Consider the following 21,839-nt stretch of genomic DNA (forward strand, 5'->3'; position numbering starts at 1 on the left):
CCCGGTGCAATACCGTGCCCAGGCCCTCGCGGCTTAGGATCTTACTTAGCCAGTCCAACTTTCGGGGACCAGTTCACTTCGGGCCCGGCCTTTTCGCGTGCCGAAGATGGGGAGCGGGCGCTCCCGCTAGTCGCTCAGACGATACGATACCTAGGTGACTGAACCGAATTCCGAACCCGCCGCCGTCGCACCCCTTCTGGGAGCTGCGGACATCCGACGGCTCGCCGAGGAAATCGGTGTCCGCCCGACAAAGACCCTGGGCCAGAACTTCGTCATCGATGGCAACACGATCCGGAGGATCGTCTCTGTCGCCGGTATCGATCCCGAGGAAACCGTGCTCGAGGTCGGGCCGGGGCTTGGTTCGTTGACGCTCGGCTTGCTCGACGCCGCCAAAACAGTTGTCGCCGTCGAAATCGATCCCGTACTGGCCGGCAAGTTGCCGGACACGGTGCGCGCGTGGCGCCCGGAGTCCGTGGACGATTTCCATCTCGTCCTCTCCGACGCCATGAAGATCACCGAACTTCCGGTACAGCCCACGGCCCTCGTGGCCAACCTGCCGTACAACGTGGCGGTCCCCGTGGTCTTGCACCTGCTCCAGCATTTCCCGAGCCTGCAACACGGGCTGGTCATGGTCCAGGACGAAGTGGCGGACCGGCTGGCCGCCGGGCCCGGCTCCAAAATCTACGGAGTTCCCTCGGTCAAGGCCGCTTGGTACGGCCACATGCGCAAAGCCGGCGTGATCGGCATGAATGTCTTCTGGCCGGCGCCGAAGATCCACTCCGGACTCGTGTCCTTCACCCGCGGTACCCCGCCGGCAACGCACGCGACGCGCGAGCAAGTCTTCGCGGTCATCGACGCCGCATTCGCCCAGCGCCGCAAGACACTCCGCGCGGCCCTCGCGACCTGGGCCGGGAGCGCGGCCGAGGCCGAACGTTTCATCGTGGCTGCAGGCGTTGATCCGACGGCCCGCGGAGAGGTGCTCGATATCAACGCGTTTGTCCGGATCGCCGAGGCACGCCACCCCCTGGACGCATGAATCCGGCAATCAGCGGCGCGATCCGCGGCCGCTTCGTCGCACGGACCGTCCGAGTCCGGGCGCCAGGCAAGGTGAATGTTTCCCTCAACGTCGGCCCCTTGCGGCCCGACGGCTACCACTCGGTGGCCAGCGTGTATCTCGCGGTATCCCTGTACGAGGAAGTAGCCGCCACGAGCACTGAGGGGCCCGGGATCACGGTCAGCATCGCTCCCTCAAGCACGTTGGACCTCGACGGTGTGGACATCCCGCTGGACGAGCGGAATCTGGCCTACAAGGCTGCCGCCATCATGAGGGATGTCTCGGAGAACGCCACGGGGGTGCACTTGGAAATCACCAAGCGCGTGCCTGTTGCCGGAGGCATGGGCGGCGGCTCGGCCGATGCCGCGGCGACGCTCCTGGCCTGCGATGCGCTCTGGAACAGTGGTTTGTCCCGTGAGGAACTGGCCCACCTTGCCGCCGAGTTGGGTGCGGACGTGCCGTTCTCGCTCCTCGGAGGTACCGCCGTCGGGCTTGGCGTCGGCGACGAACTCTCACCCGCCCTTGCGAAAGCACAGATGGACTGGGTTTTGGTCTGCGCTGACTACGGACTCTCCACACCCGAGGTCTTCCACACCTTGGACAGGCTTCGGAACACCGAGGGACTCGACATCCCCGAACCGCTCGAGGTCGACGCCAAGATCCTGCAGGCGCTGCGCGACGGGAATCCCGTCGCCCTGAGCAAAGTCCTTGTCAACGACCTTCAGCGCGCCTCGATCGAGCTGTCTCCGCAATTGCGGGACACCATCGGGATGGGGGAGTCGAGCGGTGCCCTCGCCGGGATTGTTTCGGGTTCCGGCCCAACCGTGGCTTTGCTCGCCCACAACCCCCGGGCGGCCGAAGGGCTCGCCGAAGACCTTCGGCACCTGGGACACAACGCCCTTGCTGTGCACGGCCCGGTTCCCGGTGCCCGGATCATCTCCGATACCCTCCTTTGACAAGTCGCCCTGACTGTTCACATCAGAAAGTAGTACCTAGTGGCCCACCTGCTCGGCGGTGAAAACCTCACCGTTTCGTTCGCAACCCGCACCATCCTCGACGGCGTAACCCTTGGTTTGGAGGACGGCGACAGGATCGGCATGGTCGGGCGCAACGGCGACGGCAAATCCACGCTGATGCGCTTGCTGGCATTGCGCGCGACGCCGGATTCCGGCCGCGTCACCAAACGCGGCGACGTCAACGTCGGCTACCTCGACCAGTCCGACGTGCTCGACGGCGACCTCACCGTGGGGGCCGCGATCGTCGGCGACCAAGCCGACCACGAATGGGCCGCGAACCCCAAAATCCGCGAGATCATGGGCGGCCTCGTGGCCGACGTCGATTGGCACGCCAACGTGCATGCCCTCTCCGGCGGACAAAAGCGCAGGGTCGCCTTGGCCAAGCTGCTCATCGAGGACCACGACGTGATCATGCTCGACGAGCCCACCAACCACCTCGACGTCGAAGGCGTCGCTTGGCTCTCCCGGCACTTGAAGACCCGCTGGCGGGCCAACCAGGGCGCGTTCCTTGTGGTGACGCACGACCGTTGGTTCCTGGACGAAGTCTGCAACCGGACGTGGGAAGTGCACGACGCCATGGTGGACCCGTTCGACGGCGGCTACGCGGCCTACGTGTTGGCCCGCGCCGAGCGCGACCGGAGCGCATCCGTCGTCGAGAGCAAACGGCAACAGCTGGTCAAGAAGGAGCTGGCGTGGCTGCGCAGGGGCGCCCCGGCGCGAACCTCGAAGCCGAAGTTCCGCATCGAAGCCGCCAACGAGCTGATCGCCGATGTTCCTGATCCGCGCGACTCGGTGGCCCTCAGCAAGATGGCAACCGCCCGGCTCGGCAAGGACGTGCTGGACCTCGAAGGCGTCTCCCTCGACTTCAAGGGCGACGACGCCGGCCGGAAGCTCTTCGACGACGTAACCTTGCGCTTGGCGCCGGGGCAGCGGCTCGGGCTGGTGGGCGTCAACGGTGCCGGAAAGTCCACACTGCTGCGGCTGCTCAACGGCGAGATCACGCCGAGTTCCGGAAAGGTCAAGCGCGGCAAGACCGTTGTCACCGCGGTGCTCAGCCAGGACGTGAAGGAGCTCGACGATGTGTCCGACCTTCGCGTGATCGAGGTCATCGAACGCGAGAAGCGCTCCTTCAGCGTTGGCGGCAAGGAATTCACTGCCGGCCAGCTCGTGGAGCAGCTCGGGTTCACAAAGGAAAAGCAATGGACGCCCGTCACCGACCTTTCCGGTGGCGAACGGCGACGCCTGCAGCTTTTGCGCCTGCTCGTGGGCGAACCGAACGTCCTGATGCTCGACGAACCCACCAACGACCTCGATACCGACACCCTGGCCGCCGTCGAAGACGTCCTGGACGGCTGGCCCGGCACGCTCGTCGTAGTCAGCCACGACCGGTACCTGCTGGAACGCGTTACCGATTCCCAAATGGCGCTCCTGGGCGACGGCAAGCTGCGCGGACTTCCGGGTGGCGTGGACCAGTACCTGGAATTGCGCGAAGCCGCGCTCGCGAGCGGCGCGGTAACTGGCGGCGCGTCGAGCGGCAGCGCCAGGCCGACGGCGGCAAGCGGCTCGAGCGCGGCAGCCTCCGGTCCGAGCGAAGCAGAGAAGCGTGAAGCCCGGAAGGACCTGAACCGGATCGACAGGCAGTTGAGCAAAATAGCCCAACAAGAAGAGAAGCTCCACGTCCAAATGGCGGCCAAGTCCCAATCCGGCGACTTCGACGCCCTCGGCGAACTGAACGCCAAGCTCCAGGAGCTCCTCGAAGAAAAAGAAGGCCTGGAGCTCGAATGGCTCGAGGCTGCCGAGATCCTGGGGGAGTAAGCGGGCAGGGACGGGCGGCGGCATCCTTTGCGTGGCACCTTGGGTGCCGGAGCCGGCCCTTCCGCGTCGCTTAGCGCGGAGGTTCCTTCCCAAAGCTCGCAAGCTCGCTTCGGGGCCCTCGGAACGCCGCTTCGACGCAAGAGGGCCCGCTCGGTCGCTGAGCGACCTCCGGCCCGTCGTGTCGCGATGCGCTCCTTTCGGAAGAACCGCCCCCGGCGGGGTAAGTCACCTCGCGAGGGCGGACTGCCGCGTCGTCCGCTGAGGTGAAATGGTAGGGGGTCCGTGGAACTCGAGGCGCGGTGAAACTTCGGCAATTCTTGACACCCAAATTTGCCAGCGACGCAGATCGAGAAAACCGCTGCGCGGATTCCGGTGTCGATAGGAATTTTGCGTGTCGACAGGACGGGATCGGCGTCGGAGGTCCCGGCGCGGGTCGAAGCCGTTGTTTGGTGAAGCGGGGGCGGGTTTCGACACCGAGATGTGCCCTCGACCCGGAAAGAGGAATTCGCTCCGCGGATTCCGGTGTCGATAGGAATTTTGCGCGTCGAGAGCGCATGTCGGCGTCGGAACTGGTGCACATCGAGGCGAATCCCAAAAGGAAGATTGGCAGGAGCGGCGCTGCGGGCCTTCGGGTAGGAGCGCATCGCGACGCAACGGGCTAGGAAGCTCGCTCAGCGAGCGACTAGCCCCTTTGCGTTGTGTCTAAGCGACGGCGAAAGGCCCGTTGCGCCGCGGAAGCGAGCACGGATGCGTGCGAAAGGCCCGTTGCGCCGCGGAAGCGAGCACGGATGCGTGCGAAAGGGCCGTTGCGCCGCGTGGGCGACCACGGAAACGCAACCGCGGAGGCGACCGCGGACACGTGGGAAGGCGACTACGGACGAAACCGGAAACGCGACCAGAGCCCCTACCCCTCGCTCCGCAGTTCCGGCTCCTTTTGCAGGCCCGTCAGGCCGTTCCATGCCAGGTTGACGAGGTGGGCGGCTACTGCGCGTTTGTCGGGCTCGCGGTGGTCCAACCACCATTGGCCGGTCATGGCCACCATGCCCACGAGCATCTGGGCGTACATGGCGCCGTCGGCTGCGCTGAATCCGCGCCGGGAGAATTCGTCAGCGAGCAGGTTTTCCACGCGATCCGCCACGTGGGAGAGCAGGGTGGAGAAGGCGCCTTCGGGCTGGGAGGGCGGGGCGTCGCGCATGAGGATCCGGAAGCCGTCGCTCCGCTCTTCGATGTAGCCAAGCAAGGCAAGGGCCGCCTGTTCAACGAGGACGCGCGGTTTGGCTTCGGCGGCGAGGGACTCGTTGATGGCGTCGAGGAGGATCCGGAATTCGAACTCCACAACCTGCGTGTAGAGGCCTTCCTTCGAGCCGAAGTGCTCGTAAATCACGGGCTTGGACACGCCTGCGGCCGCTGCGATTTCGTCGATGGTCGTAGCGTCCATGCCGCGGGCGGCGAAGAGGCCCCGGCCAATTTCGATGAGCTGGGAGCGGCGCTGGGAGCCTGTCATCCGGGCACGGACAACCTGGGCCGCGGGTGCGTGGTTGATCACCCTGGAACCCGTCGATTGCCGGGGAAGTCCTGTGCTGTTGCTCACGCATCCATCATGCCTCATGTCAAGCGTGCAGCGGCCTCGGGAGGGCCTGTCAGTACCGATGAAAAGGACTCAGGAATGCACCAAGTCGCGAACACCGCAATGGTCATGGCAAACTAGATTCTTGTGTGTGCGACCCGGTCAATCGGGAAGCCCTAGGACCCTGCGTCCGTAAGGGCCACGTGCGCACGGTCCGCTCTGGTGTAATGGCAGCACCCCGGCCTTTGGAGCCGTGGAGTATAGGTTCGAATCCTATGGGCGGAACTTGTCGGTGGTCTGCCGGCACCGCCTCTGAAGGCACCGTCTCTCCCGAAGCTGTCCACTGGCTGCACGGAAGGCTGTGAATCGGCAAGGGTAGGATAGAGCAGATGCCGCAGCCGGGTTCGCCCGGACGTAACCGAGCAAGGAGAGCGACTTCGTGAGCCCCGATACTACTGGCCCCGCCGCTGTAATTGTCCTAGCTGCCGGAGCCGGTACGCGGATGAAGTCACGGACTCCCAAAATCCTTCACGAAATCGGCGGACGCTCCATGGTGGCGCACGCCCTCCTCGCAGCGCGTTCCATCGATCCCCAGCAGCTGGCCCTCGTGGTCCGCCACGAACGCGACCTCGTCGCGGCGCACATTGGACTGATCGATCCCGACGCCGTCATCGTGGACCAGGACGATGTTCCGGGAACCGGACGCGCGGTGGAAGTAGCCCTTGACGCCTTGGACGCGAAGGCCGAACTCACTGGCACGGTAGTGGTCACGTATGGCGATGTGCCTTTGCTGACCGGTTCCCTTCTCTCCGAGCTTGTCGCCACGCATGAATCCGAGGGCAACGCGGTGACGGTCCTGACTGCGGTTCTCGACGACGCCAATGGCTATGGCCGCATCCTTCGTGCCGAGGACGGCACCGTCCTGGGCATCCGCGAACACAAAGACGCCAACGACGCCGAGCGCTCCATCCGCGAGGTCAACTCCGGCATCTACGCTTTTGACGCCAAAGTGCTTCGCGAGCAGCTGCGCAAAGTGACAACTGAGAACATTCAGCAAGAAAAGTACCTCACGGACGTTCTCGAACTGGCGCGCGACGCCGGAGGCCGGGTTTCCGCCGTCGTCACCGCAGACCGCTGGCAGGTCGAGGGCGCCAACGACCGTCTCCAGCTCGCCGCGCTCGGTGCCGAGCACAACCGCCGCATCGTCGAGGCCTGGATGCGTGCCGGCGTCACGGTGGTTGACCCGGCCACCACGTGGATCGATTCCAGCGTCACCCTGGACGAGGACGTCCGCCTCCTGCCCAACACACAGCTCCACGGCACCACAACCGTGGCGCGCGACGCCGTCGTCGGGCCCGACACGACCCTCACCGACGTTTCGGTGGGCGAAGGCGCGAAGGTGACCCGCACCCACGGTTCGGGATCCACCATTGGCGCCAGGGCAAGCGTGGGCCCGTTCACCTACCTGCGGCCCGGCACTGTCCTCGGGGAGACCGGCAAGATCGGCGCTTTCTACGAAACGAAGAACGTGACGATCGGCCGCGGTTCGAAGCTGTCCCACCTCGGCTATGCGGGCGACGCCGAGATCGGCGAGGACACCAACATCGGCTGCGGCAACATCACGGCCAACTACGACGGCGAGAAGAAGCACCGTACGGTGATCGGCTCCGGCGTACGGACCGGTTCCAACACCGTCTTCGTTGCCCCGGTAACGATGGGTGACGGCGCGTACAGCGGTGCCGGCGCAATCATCCGCAACGACGTTCCCGCCGGAGCCCTCACCCTGAGTGTCGCTCCCCAGCGCAATGCACAAGGCTGGGTCATCGCCAACCGGCAGGGCAGCAACTCGGCCCGGCTGGCGCAGGCTGCGCAAGCCGCGCATGGCTCCAATGCCACCCCCGATTCCTCAAGTACTCCGGCAACCACAGAAGAGGGCACACAGGCATGAGCGAAATTACCGCACACGGCGAGAAGAAACTAGTTCTCGCCGCCGGACGGGCGCACCCCGAGCTGGCGCAGGAAATCGCCAAGGAGTTGGAAACCGAACTCCTGCCTATCGACGCCTACGACTTCGCGAACGGGGAGATCTATGTGCGCTCAGCGGAGAGCGTCCGTGGCACCGATGCCTTCGTCATCCAGGCGCACCCGGCCCCGCTGAACAACTGGCTCATGGAGCAGTTGATCATGATCGATTCCCTGAAGCGTGCCTCCGCGAAGCGGATCACGGTTGTCTCGCCGTTCTACCCGTACGCCCGGCAGGACAAGAAGGGCCGCGGCCGCGAGCCGATCTCCGCGCGTTTGGTGGCAGACCTCTACAAGACCGCCGGCGCGGACCGCATCATGTCCGTGGACCTCCACACGTCCCAGATCCAGGGGTTCTTCGACGGCCCCGTGGATCACCTCATGGCCATCCCGCTGCTTGCCGACTACATCCGCACGAGGGTCGAAGCGGACAACATCACCGTTGTCTCGCCGGACACCGGCCGCGTCCGCGTTGCGGAACAGTGGGCAGAGCGCCTGGGTGGCGCGCCTCTGGCGTTCGTCCACAAGAGCCGCGACCTCACGGTGCCGAACCAGGCTGTCTCGAAGACCGTCGTCGGGCAGATCGAAGGCCGCACGTGCGTCCTGATCGACGACATGATCGACACCGGTGGAACGATCTCCGGCGCTGTCCAGGTTCTCAAGAACGCCGGTGCCAAGGACGTCATCATCGCGTGCACCCACGCCGTGTTCTCCGAGCCGGCGGCGCAGCGCCTGGCCGATTCCGGTGCCCGCGAGGTTGTCGTCACCAACACCCTGCCGATTCCGGCCGACAAGCGCTTCCCGCAGCTCACCGTGCTGTCGATCGCACCGTTGATTGCGCGCGCCATCCGCGAAGTGTTCGACGACGGTTCCGTCACCAGCCTCTTCGACGGCAACGCGTAGTCCCCACCGGCTCCCAGCCCTTCGCAAGCTCAGGCCGGGGCCCTCGCCGGCGTGGGCCCACCCACCCAACTGACTGGCAGTTGTTGTCGTTCTCGGGCCTCAAAACGACAACAAATGCGAGTGAGTTGGGTCGGGTCGGGGCCGTTTTCCCTTTGGCGGGACGCGGCTGCTAAACTCTTGGGGATACCTTGGCGAGGGAGAGCACATCCGGGTTAAAACCGGATTGCGGGTCTCCGTTATCGACTGGGTCTGAATCTCCTTCAACGAAGGCGGACTGAACCTGCTGCTTAGCGGCTGGTCCTCTGCCGGGCGTGGAAGGTCACCACAGACCTCCGCCCTTGCTGATCGACTTGCCGGCAATTTGCCGGCGCCACAGTAATCAAGGAGTACACATGTCTGAGCAGAAGCTCGCAGCAGAACTGCGCACCGAATTCGGCAAGGGTTTCGCCCGCCGCGCCCGTGCGGCTGGCCAGATCCCGGCCGTCATCTACGGTCACGGCGCTGAGCCCCTCCACATCAACCTGCCGGGCCGCGCCACCACCTTGGCCGTCCGCGTCTCCAACGCGCTGTTGGCCTTGGACGTCAACGGCGAAGAGCACCTCGCCCTCGTGAAGGACATCCAGCGCGACCCGATCAAGCAGATCATCGAGCACATCGACCTGCTGACCGTCCGCAAGGGCGAGAAGGTTACCGTTGACGTGGCCGTCCACGTTATCGGGGAAGCTGCCATTGGCGCTGTCGCCAACCAGGAAGCCACAACGGTTTCCCTCGAAGCCGAGGCCACCCACCTGCCGACCTTCGTCGAAATCAGCATCGAAGGCCGCAAGGCCGGCGAGCACGTCCACGCTTCGGACATCGTCCTGCCGACTGGCTCGGAGCTGCTCACCGATCCGGAGACGCTCGTCATTCACATCTCGGAGGCCACCTCGGAAGCCGAGGAAGAGGCAGCTCCTGCTGCTGAGTAGTCTTTCGGACTAATCGAGGCGTTAGCCTTTGTGAGTGGCCGGGTCCCCGAGGGGTCCCGGCCACTTCTTTTTCATTCCACCCTCTTGATTCCCTAGGATGACTCCATGACAGACACTTGGCTGATCGTAGGCCTTGGCAATCCCGGTGCCGAATACAGCCACAACCGGCACAATGTCGGCCAAATGGTCCTGGACGAACTTGCCTCGCGGATGGGCGGAAGCTTCAAAGCCCACAAGGCCCGGGCCCAGGTGGTCGAGGGCAGGCTAGGAATCGGGGGGCCCCGCGTAGTACTGGCGAAACCGATGAGCTATATGAATGTTTCCGGAGGACCCGTTTCCGGCCTCGCCAGGTTCTTCGACATCGCTCCGGATCACGTTATTGCTGTCCACGACGAAATTGATATTCCCTTCAATACGGTTAGATTGAAGATCGGCGGTGGGGAAGGCGGGCACAACGGCCTGCGCGATATTTCCAAGGCTTTGGCTACAAAGGACTACTTGCGGGTTCGCGTGGGGGTCGGCAGGCCACCCGGGAGGATGGACACTGCGGATTATGTCCTCAGGGATTTTGCACCCTCCGAGAGGAAAGAGCTGCCGTTCCTCCTGGATGAAGCAGCGGATGCTGTTGAGGTATTGATGACTGAAGGTTTGCTTGCCGCGCAGCAAAAGTTCCACCCCGTCAAGGCCTAGCGGCGGGGCCCCATGCGCACTCATTTCAATGGTTAACAAGTACTCTGGTGGTTCGTCGGCTGACTAATTGATTCGCGCCGATCGCTATGATACTTTGCAAATCACTGCTGGGGGTGAAGAGGAAATACAAAGGCAAACGACCCGCTGAACGTCACGTCCGCCAGAGCTGCGAAGGTAGCGTGATCTAAATTGCGAGCAACACCGGAATCTGAAACAGAGCGACCCGCAACGGAGCGGCAAGCACTGGGCGCTGCAGAGCGTCGAAAATGGTCGTCACTGGTCCGGCAGGAACTTCAGAACACGGTGATTGAAGCGCTCGGTGACCCGTCTTTGTATGGAGTGGTCGTGGTTGGCGCGCCGGGCGTGGGCAAAGCGACCTTTGCCCGTTCGGTAGAGGCCCGCCTCACTCCAAGGACCCACGTACTGCACCTGCACGGCTCCACGGACGTCACCACTCCGTTTGGAGCCCTGGCCCATCTGCTCGCGAGGCTGCCAATCGATGCTGCAGATTCCCCTGGCGCGATTATCCACGGCATCTCGCATTTGATAAGTTCGGACGCCGCGGGACGCGAAGTGCTGTTGGTCCTTTCGGAACTTCCCGCTTTGGACACCATGAGCACAGCACTCCTCGTGCACTTGTTAATCAGTGGGACCGCAAAGGTCCTCGTCACTGTCCGCCAAGCCACGGACATGCCGGAAGATCTGGTCAGGCTGTTGAAAGACGGCCTCCTGGACGAAGTTGAACTTCAGGTCTTTTCCCGCGCGGAAGTTGCCAAATTGCTCAGCGGCGTCCTTGGGAAACGGGTGACCGCTACGGCTGCAAGCGCTTTGCACGCGTCCAGTGGTGGAAATCCCCTGGTGCTCCAAGCCATCGTCACTGAACAGCTCCGCTCAGGCAACCTGCACCTGGCCGGGCAGGTTTGGGCGATGAAGGGCGAGATCCACCTTTCATCCGCCGAAGTCCTGACCGATCTGGTCCGCTCGCGCCTGGCCAGGGAGAGCCCCGCGGTCCGGGAAGCGCTGGAGCTACTTGCCCTCATTCGAACGGCCCCACTAGCCGTGTTGTTGGACGTCCTGGAACCTGAAGTGGTTGCCGAGATGGAGTGGTCCGGTTACCTCCGCATCGAAGCGTCAGGGGCCCGCCGGGTGGCGCTGCGCGACGAGTACATGGGGGAGGTCATTCGGGGCTGGATGGACCTGCCACGGAGGAATGAACTGCGGCGGCTCGCCGCCGGGGTGATCGGCAGCATTACCCGGGACCTGGATGCCGAGGCGCTCCTGGGCTTTGCCTCTTCGACGCTGAACGTCCGCGAAACCCTTGAACCCGGGGTGGCCCTCGCGGCTGCAACGGCGGCGAACAGGCAATTCGATCCTTGGTTCGCCTTGGAATGCGCCCGGCAGATCGGACGCGAGGACAAGGAATGGGTGGCTGCCGCCCAGCAACGCTGCGTTTCCCACGTCATTCTGGCCGAGCACGAGGCTGCGGTGGCCGCATTGAAGGATGTGGCGCCCGAGCAGCTTCGGCGCCTCCCGGCGTATGACTATGCGGACTATGTGCAGGAACTCTGCAGTGCGCTGCTGTGGATTCCAGGCGGGCACCTCCAGATCCCGGGCGTCATCGCTGAGGCGGGGGAGGATCTTTCCCGCCGATCGCAGGAAGCCGGAGCGGATGCCACTGAAATCGAACGGGCGTGCGGGCTGCTGAGGCTCGCGAGTTTCGAGCTCCACGTCCATCAGGGCGAGTATGCCGAAGTTGCCGAAGCCTTGGAGCAGGAGTACCGGGATGGCGTTGATCTTCAGCAAAGGCTGAGCTGCGGGAGCCTGCTGATTATGGCCTGGGCAGTACTAGGCAGGGAAATGGAGGCGATCGAGCTGGCGCGCGAGCTGAGACACAAGATTCAGCGCGCAAAGGCGCAGCCGCGGTTGCATAACTGGTTGTCCGAAGGCTTGTTTGCCGCACTCCTATGCAGCGGACAGTGGGAAGAACTTGCCCGGATGCTGACGGCGACCCTCGATCAGCAACCAAAGAACATCCACTACCTCGGCGGTGCCGCAGAACTTGCCCTGGGCGTTTCCTACACTTATGCCGGACGGGCTTCAGTCGCGATCGACACCCTGCTGGGGGCCCAGGCGCAGTTGGAGATCAGGCGCAACTACTACGGACCGGTATTGGCCTACTCGGCGCTCGCTTTTGCGTACGCCCAGGCCGGAGACGTGAAGGAATCCCGGACTTTTCTCGAATTAGCGGAAAAGGGACAAGGGGAAACAGCCTGGTTCCCCGCCTGGATGGCCGAATTCTGCGTCAAGATGGCAAGACGCTGGCTGAAGGATCCCGGGGCGAAGCAAAGTCTCATCGAGTCGGCCAACCGGGATTTGGCGAAGGGACGGATCACCACGGCATCAATCAGCCTCTTCGGCGCCACCGTGCACGGCACCGAGGAGGAGCTGCTGCTCCTGGAGCAGGTCTCATCCCGCCGCCAGGGCAAGATGGCCGCAGTGAACCGGATGGTGGCGGAGGGAACCCGCAAGAAGGACCCGAAGACGCTGCTTCTTGCTGCTTCGGTTGCCCAGGAACTGAAATTGGATGCGGTAGAGTCCCGCTGTGCCGTCCTGGCCTTGGACATCGCCCGGGAAGCCGGCGATTCAGCGTCCGCCAGGCTGGCCCAACAGCGGCTGGACCGCTTGGTCGGGACCGTGCCGGTACTACCCCTGACACCACACACTTTCGGACCCGAACTGACGGAAAGGGAGCGTCAGGTTGCAAAGATGGCCAGTCAAGGGTTGAGTAACAAAGAGGTCGCCAACCAGCTGCAAGTTTCCGTGCGAACAGTCGAAGGCCACCTCTACCAAATCTTCACGAAAATGGGAATCTCATCGAGGAGCGAGCTTGAAGGAACCGCGCAGTCATGACAACGCTGCGGCGGTGCATGGTCATGTCGGAGAACGCGGTACAAGGCCGCCCGAACCGTGGCTCGACTATGGGCATTTGCTTCCTGGAATTACAGCTGCCATCCGTGCGGATGATTGTTCGGCCGTCTTCATCGTGGGCGATTCAGGTCTCGGCGCGTCATCTCTCCTGGCCCAACTGGGAAGCGCCTTTGGCGGGGAACGTGCGGTAGTCCCGATTCACGGAAGTCCGTCACTGACCGCCGTCCCGTACGGGGTACTGGCTCCTTTTCTTGCCCATCTTTCGCTTGCCGACGTATCCTCCCGGGTCGCCGTGCTTCGCTCACTCTGGGATTATCTTGAGGGCATCCGCGTAGGCACCGGACCAGCTTTGCTGCTCGTCGATGACGCGCACTACCTTGACGATGCCACATGCGCGATGCTGGCCGAGCTTGTCCAGGCAGGATGGGCCAAAATCGTGGCCGCATGCATTCCACGGCCAGGAGTTCCCGGGCCGCTCTTGCGCTTGTGGCACGAGGGGACTGCCGAGTGGTTTGACCTGGAGCCTTTGACCGCTGAGCAAGGCCACGAACTGTGCGAGGCATTGCTGGGGGGAATCGTCCTGAACAGCACGAGCCATGGGTTCTGGACCGAGGCGGGCGGCAACACCCTTCTTTTGAAGACCCTTGTCCGCGAAGCCGAGAGCTCGGGTACCCTCGTCCAGAGGCACGGCGTTTGGCTCAAAACAGCCGCGACACCGGTCCACACGGTAAAGCTGGAAGCTGTTGTCAAACTTCAGCTGATGCGCATTTCGGCCGCGGGCAGGGAAGCATTGAGCTTGATCGCATTGGCAGAACCGGTGGACGAGACGTTGATCAACGTTGTGGCCGGAGAAGCCGCCGTCCAAGAGCTCGTGGACCAGCATTTAATCAAACCCGGTGGCAATGGGTTGCCAAACCTTCGACTCGTCAATCCGGTCTACGGAGAGGTGCTTAGAAGCATCGTTCCGGCCGCGCAGAGCCTCCAACTGCATCGGCAGTTGATCTCCCGGATGGATGTTTTGGAGGACAACCCGGATTCCTTGTTGCGGATGGTGACGTGGTCACTTGACTGCGGAGCGGACGTACCGGATCGTCTTTTGATCCGGGCCGCGGTGCTTTCGGCGAGGTTACTGCAGAGCGAGACGGCACTGCGCATGGCGGGCGCGGTACGGGACATGCAATGGCAATCGGTTGCTCAAGCGGTTATCGCCCGCTCGTACTTCAATCTCGGCCGCCGGGACGAGGCTGCGGCAGCCTTGACCCAAGAAACAGTGGATGGCGCTGCCGGACCCTCCCACGTCGTATCCAGCAGCGTTCTCCGCGCGGTCACGCTTGCCGCCGTCGGGCAGTCCGCTTCCGTGATACGGGCAGAGGCCGAGGTCCTCCGCGAATGGGGCGAACAGCAGCCAGGCATCGAGGGCCAGCGGACGCCGGACGCGAAAGCCTCGGTGACGCTCGCCGTCACCATGATCGGACTGCTTGCCGGCTCCGTGGACGGCGACTACGAGAGGATGGGCCCCGAACTGGAGCACGTACTCCTCCAATCGGGAACCGTGGAAGGCTCTTTGGCCCCCCTGTTCAGGGCCCTGGCGCTGGCCCTGAAGGCAGAAATGCTTTGTGCCCTCGGCCGCGGGCGGCAGGCAAGGCTGTTGGTTCTCGAGGCTGCCGGCTTGGCGCAGCCCCAGGAGAACGATGTCTTCTTCATCCCCGAATTCATTTCTGCCCGCCTCGTCATTTGCGCGCTGGCTGTAGGTGACTGGGCCGACGCACAAACGCTCCTCGACAGGTACTACGAATCGTCGGGTGTCTCGATGGCGACCTTCGGCGGCGCGGCCTACGTGGTGGCCGGGTACATTGCCATCAGGCAGGGAAAGTCCGGCGACGCCTTGCCGTTGCTCACTGCGGGACTCGAAGCCTTGAGGGACAGCGATCCGCAGAATCTCTTCGGACTGTGTGCAGCCATGGCTTTCTACGCCGCAGCCGGCGCCGGGTTGACTGAAGCCGAACGGTTCCGGGCAGACTATAAGGACTGGGGACAACACAGCACCCACCTTCTCGCGGCACAGGCAAACAGTTTTTTCGACGCCGCGCTTGAACTCCTCAACGCCGACGGTTCCGGCGTGGAAGGGTTGCACCGCAACGCTGACAACGCGGCGAAGGAAAACGCCACGTACCTTGAACTTCATGCACTGGAGCTTGCCCTTGGCCTGGGCGATCTCAGCAGGCTGGACCGGTTTTGTGAAACCGCGGCTGCAACGGAGGGTGAGTGGGCGCAAGCGCTCGCCGAATATGGGCGGGCACTTAAGTTCGGGGGGGCTGCCCGGTATCTATCCGCAGGGGAGAAGCTGCAGGCGGCCACCGTGTACCATCTAGCCGCGAAGGCTTATGGTTTGGCGTTGGCAGCACCGGATCGCGGCCGCACCAAAGAGCTCAGTGCCGTTGCGCGCGCGGGGCTGGCGCGCTGCAACGAAGAACTGGGCCAGGGCAGCGAGGAGACACAGAACGAGTCGGTAGTTCCGAAGCTGACCAGGAGGGAATGGGACATTGTCAATCTGGCGGTTCAGGGCCTCAGTGACCGGCAGATTGCGGACACCTTGCTTATCTCGGTCCGGACCGTCGAAGGGCACCTGTACCGCTGCTATTCGAAATTGGGGATCACCGGCAGAGACGAACTTGCAGGGGCCGCCGCCGTCGCGCAGGGAGCGTCGAGTACAAGCTGACGCCGGGAATGACCGCAGGGCACTAGTAGTGCACTCTCGATTTCGAACGGGCGTCACTGCCAGTGACGAGTACCTGCCACCCGGGGAAAAGGTACTCACACCCGCATACGAGTATCCGGCGGTATGAAAGTCGAGTACTCACTACTGGTGTGGGCCCGACGGCTAGCTGGTTAATTGGGGGGTGTCACCACTCGATCACTGGGGGTCTCGCTCATGTTGACAGCAGGCAGTGCATCTACGGTCCATGCCGTTCGGTCCGGGAGCGGATCCCGGTACCAGGCATTCGACGCATCTTCGGCTCCGTCCTCGCCTGATGGAACCGGAGGCAAATCGGCAATTTCGACGGCCTGGCCGCCGATTGGACCTAGGGCCGCTGTTGAAGACATAGCCGTCGCACTGGCAGCTTCCAAGGGTGGTGTCCTTGTTACGGGCCCGTCGGGGAGCGGCAAGAGCTACTTGACTACTCGCGCGGTGAACGAACTACGCGGACGCTCTTTCGTCGTCGTCATCCGGGGCAGCGCAGCGTTGGCGAGATCACCGTACGGCGCCCTCAATATCCTTTTGAGCGACCTTGACCCGGGATACCTGGCGCATCCCGTCCTGGTGCTGTCGGCGCTCACCAATTTGCTCCGTGAGCGCTCCGAGGGAAAGCCGGTATACCTGGTCATAGAAAACGCGGCCGAGCTTGATGAGTTGGCGGCGATGACAGTGGCCCAACTCGCGAGGAACGGCACCGCTCAGCTTGTCCTCACCTGCACCGACCCGCAGCGCCTCTGCGGCGAGATCACGCGGCTTTGCGGTGATGGGTTCCTGCACCGGATAGACCTCAAACCACTGACATTCCAGGAATCGCACGCTTGGCTCGAGGCCGGACTGGGAGCACAGGTCTCCGCGTCCGGCGCCCATGCCCTGTGGACAGCAAGCGGAGGCAACCCCCACTACCTCAAGATGCTCGCGGCGGAGCTCGCCGAATCCGGTTCGCTACTGAAAAGCGACGGCGTCTGGGTCCTGACTTCCCGGAGCGAACAGCACGGCAGGGCGATCACCGACCTCATCACCACGCGGCTTGGGCGAATGGGCGACGGTGAGCGCAAAGTCCTGGAGATCCTTTCGCTGGCAAGGGCCGTGCCCCTGGAATCCCTGCTGTCACTCGCACCGGCGGACGATGTGGACTCCCTGGAAAAAAGGAGCGTCCTCGTCGTCGACGATTCGCTGCCCAGGATGGCCCGGCTCCAAAGCCAGCTGGTGGGCGACGTGGTCCGGGCGAACGTTCCCCCTGGCCGCAGCAACGAACTCCGGGGCCTGCTCCTTAGGTCGATGAATCCGGACCTTGGCCAACGCTCGATGCTGCTATCCATGGCCGCGTGGGCATTGGACTGCGGAGCCAAGCTGGGAAGGGAAGAAGCGCTCGAAGCTGCCGCGATCGCGAACCGGCAGCTTGATGCGCGGCTGGCCCTGCGCCTGGTCCAGTCCATTCCAGGCCACGCGACCATGCCTGGGGCAATAGCCGAGGAAGCCCGGGCGATGATGACCCTGGGTGACGTTGCCGGGGCCAGGGACCTGCTGAGCCTTCATTTGGATGGACCTGGGGATGAATCCACCCTTGCCGAATGGGTCCGGCTCAAGCTGGCCGAGGCCGCGGTTCTTCTGGCCCTTCCCGAAACTACGGCGCAAGCGTGCGAAACGCTGGCCCACGTCCGCCAGCGGCTCGAAGAAAAAGTCGGCGAAGGACAGGACATCGCCGCCTTGCGCGAGGAACTTGTCCTGGCCGAATCGCAGGCAGCCAGCTATTCGGGTTCCTACGTCGAGATGGCAGCAAGACTGGAAGAGTTCCTTCAAGACTTTGAATCGCACGGCACCGAATTCCGCCTCCTTGCCGGAAGCTGGCTGTGCGAGGCGTGGGCCCTGACGGGACGGCAATCCGAGGCGGCGGACATGGCGGAACAGCTGATGGCTGACTGCCATGATCCCGCTGTTTCGGTCGCCGCAGCCCGGCGCGCCACGTCGCGGCTCCGGTTCGCCTTCGTCCTTGCAGGACGGTGGGATAAAGAGGCGGAAATGGTCCAACCCGGCGATGACCTCTTGGTTTCCGCGGCCGAGGCACTGCCCACGGCGATCGACCTTCCCAAAGCGATCTTCCGGTGCCTGCAAGGGCGGGGCCAGGACGGTTTGGACGCGCTCATTCCGGTGATAAGCCAATTGCGGGTCCAGGACAACGAAGGCATGCTGGATGTCGCCTGCACGGCGGCGGCCTACGCCTCGGCCTTGCAAGGTGAGCAGGAGCAGGCCCTGCGCTATCTGAAGGAAGCTTCCACCCAGCCGCGCCGGCCGACGTGGCGCAAGGAGCGGACGAAGAGGTACCTCGCGGCGTTGGCCCGGGACCGGGTCGACGGCCCGGAGGACGCCGTCGAGGAGCTCCTCCGCTTGGCCGACGCCGACCGGGACGAAGGTGCCCCTGGTCACGAGATCTTTTGCCTCAGTTCAGCGGTTCGGCTTGGCGCAGTTGCAGCCGCTCCGCGGCTGATGGACTCGGCACTCCGGTGCCAGGGACGATTCGCCGAACTGTGCGTTGCGTATGCGCGGGCGACGATGTCCGGCAGCGCAGAGCTTCTTCTTGAGGCGGCACGGTTGGCCGAAGACATGCAGAACGACAGGTTCGCCTTCGATATCGCTGAGACCGTGTTGCACCTGGACCAGGTTCAGCTGGACAAGACGGCCCTCAGGAAGGCGCGGCAACTCGCGGAGACGTGCCGGCAGCGCTTGCGCACCCCGCAAAGCGGCAACCAAGAGGGGTTGAAGCTGACTGCCCGCGAGATGGAGATCGCCAAGCTGGCGGCGAACCGGGAGAGCAATAAAGGTATCGCCGCGAAGCTCCATGTTTCAGTTCGCACCGTGGAGGGCCACCTGTACCAGATCTTCGGCAAGCTGAAAATCGTTGAACGCTCCGAGCTGAGCTTCGCGCTTGGCAACGTCGAAGGTGGTGCGAAATGACTGAAGTGGTTGCGGCCGATGCGCTCGTCGGACGATACAACGTGATGGCAGCCGTCGTCGACTGCCTTCTTGACGTCAATGGTCCCGGGGTCCTGCTTTTCGGTGACCCGGGCATCGGCAAGACGGCACTGATTAACGAAGTGGTCCATGAATTGGGGCAACGCGTCCGCCCGTTCAGGGTCTTTGCCGGCCCCACCCTGGCCTCGGTACCGTTTGCTGCCTTGGCACCCTTGCTGACCGCCTTGACCCCAAGCCAGATCAACGAACCGTTGTCGGTCCTGAGGGCCGTAGTCGCGGCGTTGAACCCGGCAGGACAGCCGCATCCGGCCCCAGCCGTGCTGATCGTGGAGGACGCACATCACATCGATGACAGCAGCGTGGCTGTCCTGGCACAGTTGGCGGCAGCGGAAGCCGCAAAAGTCGTGTTCTTGTGCCGTCCGTATCCCGCGCCGCCGGCAGAGGTTTTCTCGATGTGGTCCGAAGGGCTCGTGGACCGATTCGACCTGCAGCCGCTCAACGAGCAGGAAGTCAACCAACTTTGCGCCCAGGCCTTGGATTCGCCCGTCGTCCAAGGCACCAGCGCAGTCCTTTGCAAGTACTCCGGCGGAAACCCGATGTTCCTGCTCGAACTCATCGAGCACGCCAAATCGATGGGCCAATTGGTCTGCCGCAACGACGCCTGGATGCTTTCGGGCGAGCTCCGGGGGACCAGCGTGCGTTTGATGGACCTTGTCCGGAACCAGATCCTGATGCTGGGAGCCGCGCAGCGTGAGACCCTGGAGACCGTGGCCCTTGCGGAGCCCGTCCCGCTGAATGTAGTGCAACAGGCCAGCGACTCCAGCGCCGTGGACGAACTGCAGGAACTGCATTTCATCGAGATCGCGTCCGACCCCGAGCGGCATGTCCGGCTGGCCCAGCCGCTGGTTGGCGAAGTGATTCGCCAGCTGGTCCCGACCGCCCACAGCATGACCATCCGGCGGCGCATCGTGAACCTCATGGAGTCCAAGCCCCAGACCATGGACGGACTGCTGCGCTACGTCTCCTGGGGATTGGAATCGGGCACCGAGATTCCGGACTCCGACATCCTGGAAGCGGCCCAGCTGGCCAACCGGTTGTTCATCCCCAGCTACGTGGAACGGGTAGCCGGCGCAATCAAGGATCCTTCCCTGAGGCTGGCCGCCCAAGTGGAGGTGGCGCGGGCCAAATGGTACCGGGGCGACATCCGGGGAGCGGTGTCGTCGCTTGCGGGGGTCGTGGATCGGACAAATGATCCGCGGACGGTCCGGCAGGCATCGATGTTGGCGGCCCAGCTTGCCGGGCGACAAGGCGTCGGGCCGAACGCCATCAAACAGGCAGCGTACGAATGGGAAGCAGCCCTGGCCAGACTCGCCGAATCCCGTCAGGGCATCCGCCCTGATGAGCTGGAACGCGGGAAGCTGGGAAGCAGGCTCCTTTCGCTGGAAGGCCGCCAAACCGAAGGCCACTACATCGAGACGGAGCGTGAGCTCCGCCAGATCTGGAAAGAGGCGGACGACGACGAGTCCCGCCTCGTCGCGGGCACCCTCCTCGCAGAGGCCATGGCTGTCACTGGACGGCCGGTCTCCGCCATCCAGATCCTGATGGAGATACAGGAGATGGTCGCCACGAGCGGCGACTGGAGCCTCCAGTACGCAGGGATGGTGATGCGCCGCTACATCCTTGCCCTGCTACAGGCAGGCGAGTTCGGCGTCCTCGAAACGTTCCTCAAGAACCATGTTTCCCAGGCACCGAACTCCCTGATCTATTCAGGCGGGATGTTCCACCTGGCTGCGGGAATGGTGGACCTGCGCAGGGGAGACCTGGGGGTGGCGCTGCCACGGCTTCGCCAGGCGGTCAGCATGCTGCGTGTCTCCGACATGGGAAGCGACCTGCCCGACGCCGTTGCTGCCGCCGCGTACGCGGCGTCGGTCCTGAAACGCCGGGACACTGCAATGACGTACTCAAACGAATACGACGCATTAATCCGGGAAGGCTTGCATCCGTCGCTGCTGGCACAGGGTCATGCGGCAGTAGCGCGAGCCGAGCATACCGGAACGCAAACAGCGATCGCGAGACTCATGTCCCTTGCGGATTCCGCGGCCGCGGACGGAGCCATCGGAGCGGAGATAGACATCCTGATGTTGGTCCTGAGACTGGGAGACCCCGGTGTGGCACGTCGGCTGATAACAGTAGCCGAGGGCAGCGAAGGCCGCACTGCGGAGTTCGCCTTGAGCGTCGGGCTTGCCCTCACGCACAAGGACGCGGATCGCCTCATTGAGCTGAGTGATTCGGCAGCGAGGGACGGGCTGGAGCTTGCCGCCGCTGACTGCGCGAGCCACGCCCTGCGGATCCTGGAAAGCAGGGGAGATAAGGCGCGCCAGCTCGAGGGACAGCGACTCCTCAAGCGCCGCACCGCTGCTCTCGACAAGGCCGGCCCGGCGGCTGAAGGAGTCTCCCCGGATCTCCAGAAGCTGACCCGGCGCGAACAGGAAATCGCAACGCTCGTCCAGTCCGGATCGAGCAACAAGGACATTGCGCTCAGCTTGGGCCTGTCGTTGCGCACCGTTGAAGGTCACTTGTACCGAATGTTTGCGAAGCTTGGCATCAGCCACCGGGAAGACTTGATGAACGGTGCCCGCGGCATGCAGGGCGTGGGCTGATCGCACGCGCGACCCGTATGCCCACTGCGATGGGGTGACCGCTTCCCGGAAGCCGCCTTCCGCCGTCGTGCGCTCCAGCAAAGGCACGCAAGGGCGCGAGGCCCAAAAGCGAGTACTGAATCGAGTGGTTAAAAGCGCTCGGACGGGTAGTCAAAAGCCTCGCAAGGGACCGCGCATCCAAAGACGGGTAGAGCCCACTCGCGCCCGCCCTAGGGGTTCGTTAATACGCTTTTCCTGATGGCAACCGCCACTCATTTGGGGATAAGTGAGTCTCGAGATGAAGCGCAGGAAGAATTCTATGCAACAGGAAAACCTCCCGGTGATCCGGCGAGAAGTCAACTCCAATGCGACCGGTCTCTCCCATCCGGCGGGTACCCCAACAATCGAGCCGGCGGCCGGCGGTCATGTGCCCTCTGAGACCAGGACACATCCCGTTTCGCCGCCGGCTTTCTTTCACATTGGAGACAACAGGCACCGGGAGGTCGACTGAC

Annotated in this window: 12 protein-coding genes and 1 tRNA gene; 12 read left to right on the forward strand and 1 reads right to left on the reverse strand. The window is 63.7% G+C overall.

Annotated features, from left to right (window positions below; translation table 11 throughout):
- Positions 1-154 precede the first annotated feature (154 nt).
- From rsmA to ABEA18_RS11770, 3 genes are read left to right on the forward strand one after another with little or no spacing between them, the layout of a single operon-like run.
- A complete protein-coding gene (gene rsmA / locus ABEA18_RS11760; protein WP_345449597.1) occupies positions 155-1,036 on the forward strand; it encodes a 16S rRNA (adenine(1518)-N(6)/adenine(1519)-N(6))-dimethyltransferase RsmA in 882 nt (293 codons plus the stop codon).
- Complete coding sequence (locus tag ABEA18_RS11765) at positions 1,033-2,010, forward strand: 4-(cytidine 5'-diphospho)-2-C-methyl-D-erythritol kinase (RefSeq protein ID WP_345449598.1); 978 nt, start codon at positions 1,033-1,035, stop codon at positions 2,008-2,010. Before rsmA ends, ABEA18_RS11765 begins: the two co-directional genes overlap by 4 nt.
- Positions 2,011-2,049: 39 nt before the next feature.
- Positions 2,050-3,885: an ABC-F family ATP-binding cassette domain-containing protein gene (locus ABEA18_RS11770; protein ID WP_345449599.1), complete on the forward strand. Its 1,836-nt coding sequence runs from the start codon at positions 2,050-2,052 to the stop codon at positions 3,883-3,885.
- Positions 3,886-4,789: 904 nt separating this feature from the next.
- On the opposite strand, the gene ABEA18_RS11775 is transcribed toward ABEA18_RS11770, so the two are convergent.
- The gene (locus ABEA18_RS11775; protein WP_425550515.1) at positions 4,790-5,476 is read right to left on the reverse strand and encodes a TetR/AcrR family transcriptional regulator; all 687 of its coding nucleotides are present in this window, start codon (positions 5,474-5,476) and stop codon (positions 4,790-4,792) included.
- Positions 5,477-5,665: 189 nt separating this feature from the next.
- Between ABEA18_RS11775 and ABEA18_RS11780 the strand changes: the two genes are divergently transcribed.
- The 9 genes from ABEA18_RS11780 to ABEA18_RS11820 all read left to right on the forward strand — a co-directional run bounded on the left by ABEA18_RS11780 (position 5,666) and on the right by ABEA18_RS11820 (position 21,348).
- Positions 5,666-5,737, forward strand: a tRNA-Gln gene (locus tag ABEA18_RS11780).
- A gap of 154 nt (positions 5,738-5,891) precedes the next feature.
- Positions 5,892-7,400, forward strand: a complete 1,509-nt coding sequence (gene glmU / locus ABEA18_RS11785; protein WP_345449600.1) for a bifunctional UDP-N-acetylglucosamine diphosphorylase/glucosamine-1-phosphate N-acetyltransferase GlmU — start codon at positions 5,892-5,894, stop codon at positions 7,398-7,400.
- Positions 7,397-8,377, forward strand: a complete 981-nt coding sequence (locus tag ABEA18_RS11790; RefSeq protein WP_028266439.1) for a ribose-phosphate diphosphokinase — start codon at positions 7,397-7,399, stop codon at positions 8,375-8,377. Before glmU ends, ABEA18_RS11790 begins: the two co-directional genes overlap by 4 nt.
- Before the next feature lie 392 nt (positions 8,378-8,769).
- On the forward strand, positions 8,770-9,342 hold the full coding sequence (locus tag ABEA18_RS11795) for a 50S ribosomal protein L25/general stress protein Ctc (protein ID WP_345449601.1): 573 nt from the start codon (positions 8,770-8,772) through the stop codon (positions 9,340-9,342).
- Positions 9,343-9,447: 105 nt separating this feature from the next.
- Positions 9,448-10,032, forward strand: a complete 585-nt coding sequence (pth, locus tag ABEA18_RS11800) for an aminoacyl-tRNA hydrolase (RefSeq protein ID WP_345449602.1) — start codon at positions 9,448-9,450, stop codon at positions 10,030-10,032.
- 345 nt (positions 10,033-10,377) lie between these two features.
- Positions 10,378-12,942, forward strand: coding sequence for a helix-turn-helix transcriptional regulator (locus tag ABEA18_RS11805; RefSeq protein WP_345449603.1), 2,565 nt, complete (start codon positions 10,378-10,380; stop codon positions 12,940-12,942).
- Positions 12,920-15,679 (forward strand): LuxR C-terminal-related transcriptional regulator, encoded by a 2,760-nt coding sequence (locus ABEA18_RS11810; RefSeq protein ID WP_345449604.1) that lies wholly within the window; start codon positions 12,920-12,922, stop codon positions 15,677-15,679. Before ABEA18_RS11805 ends, ABEA18_RS11810 begins: the two co-directional genes overlap by 23 nt.
- Positions 15,680-15,892: 213 nt before the next feature.
- Positions 15,893-18,670 (forward strand): helix-turn-helix transcriptional regulator, encoded by a 2,778-nt coding sequence (locus ABEA18_RS11815; protein ID WP_345449605.1) that lies wholly within the window; start codon positions 15,893-15,895, stop codon positions 18,668-18,670.
- The gene (locus tag ABEA18_RS11820; protein WP_345449606.1) at positions 18,667-21,348 is read left to right on the forward strand and encodes a helix-turn-helix transcriptional regulator; all 2,682 of its coding nucleotides are present in this window, start codon (positions 18,667-18,669) and stop codon (positions 21,346-21,348) included. Before ABEA18_RS11815 ends, ABEA18_RS11820 begins: the two co-directional genes overlap by 4 nt.
- Positions 21,349-21,839 lie beyond the last annotated feature (491 nt).

Source organism: Arthrobacter gyeryongensis, from assembly GCF_039543785.1.
GTDB lineage: Bacteria > Actinomycetota > Actinomycetes > Actinomycetales > Micrococcaceae > Arthrobacter > Arthrobacter gyeryongensis.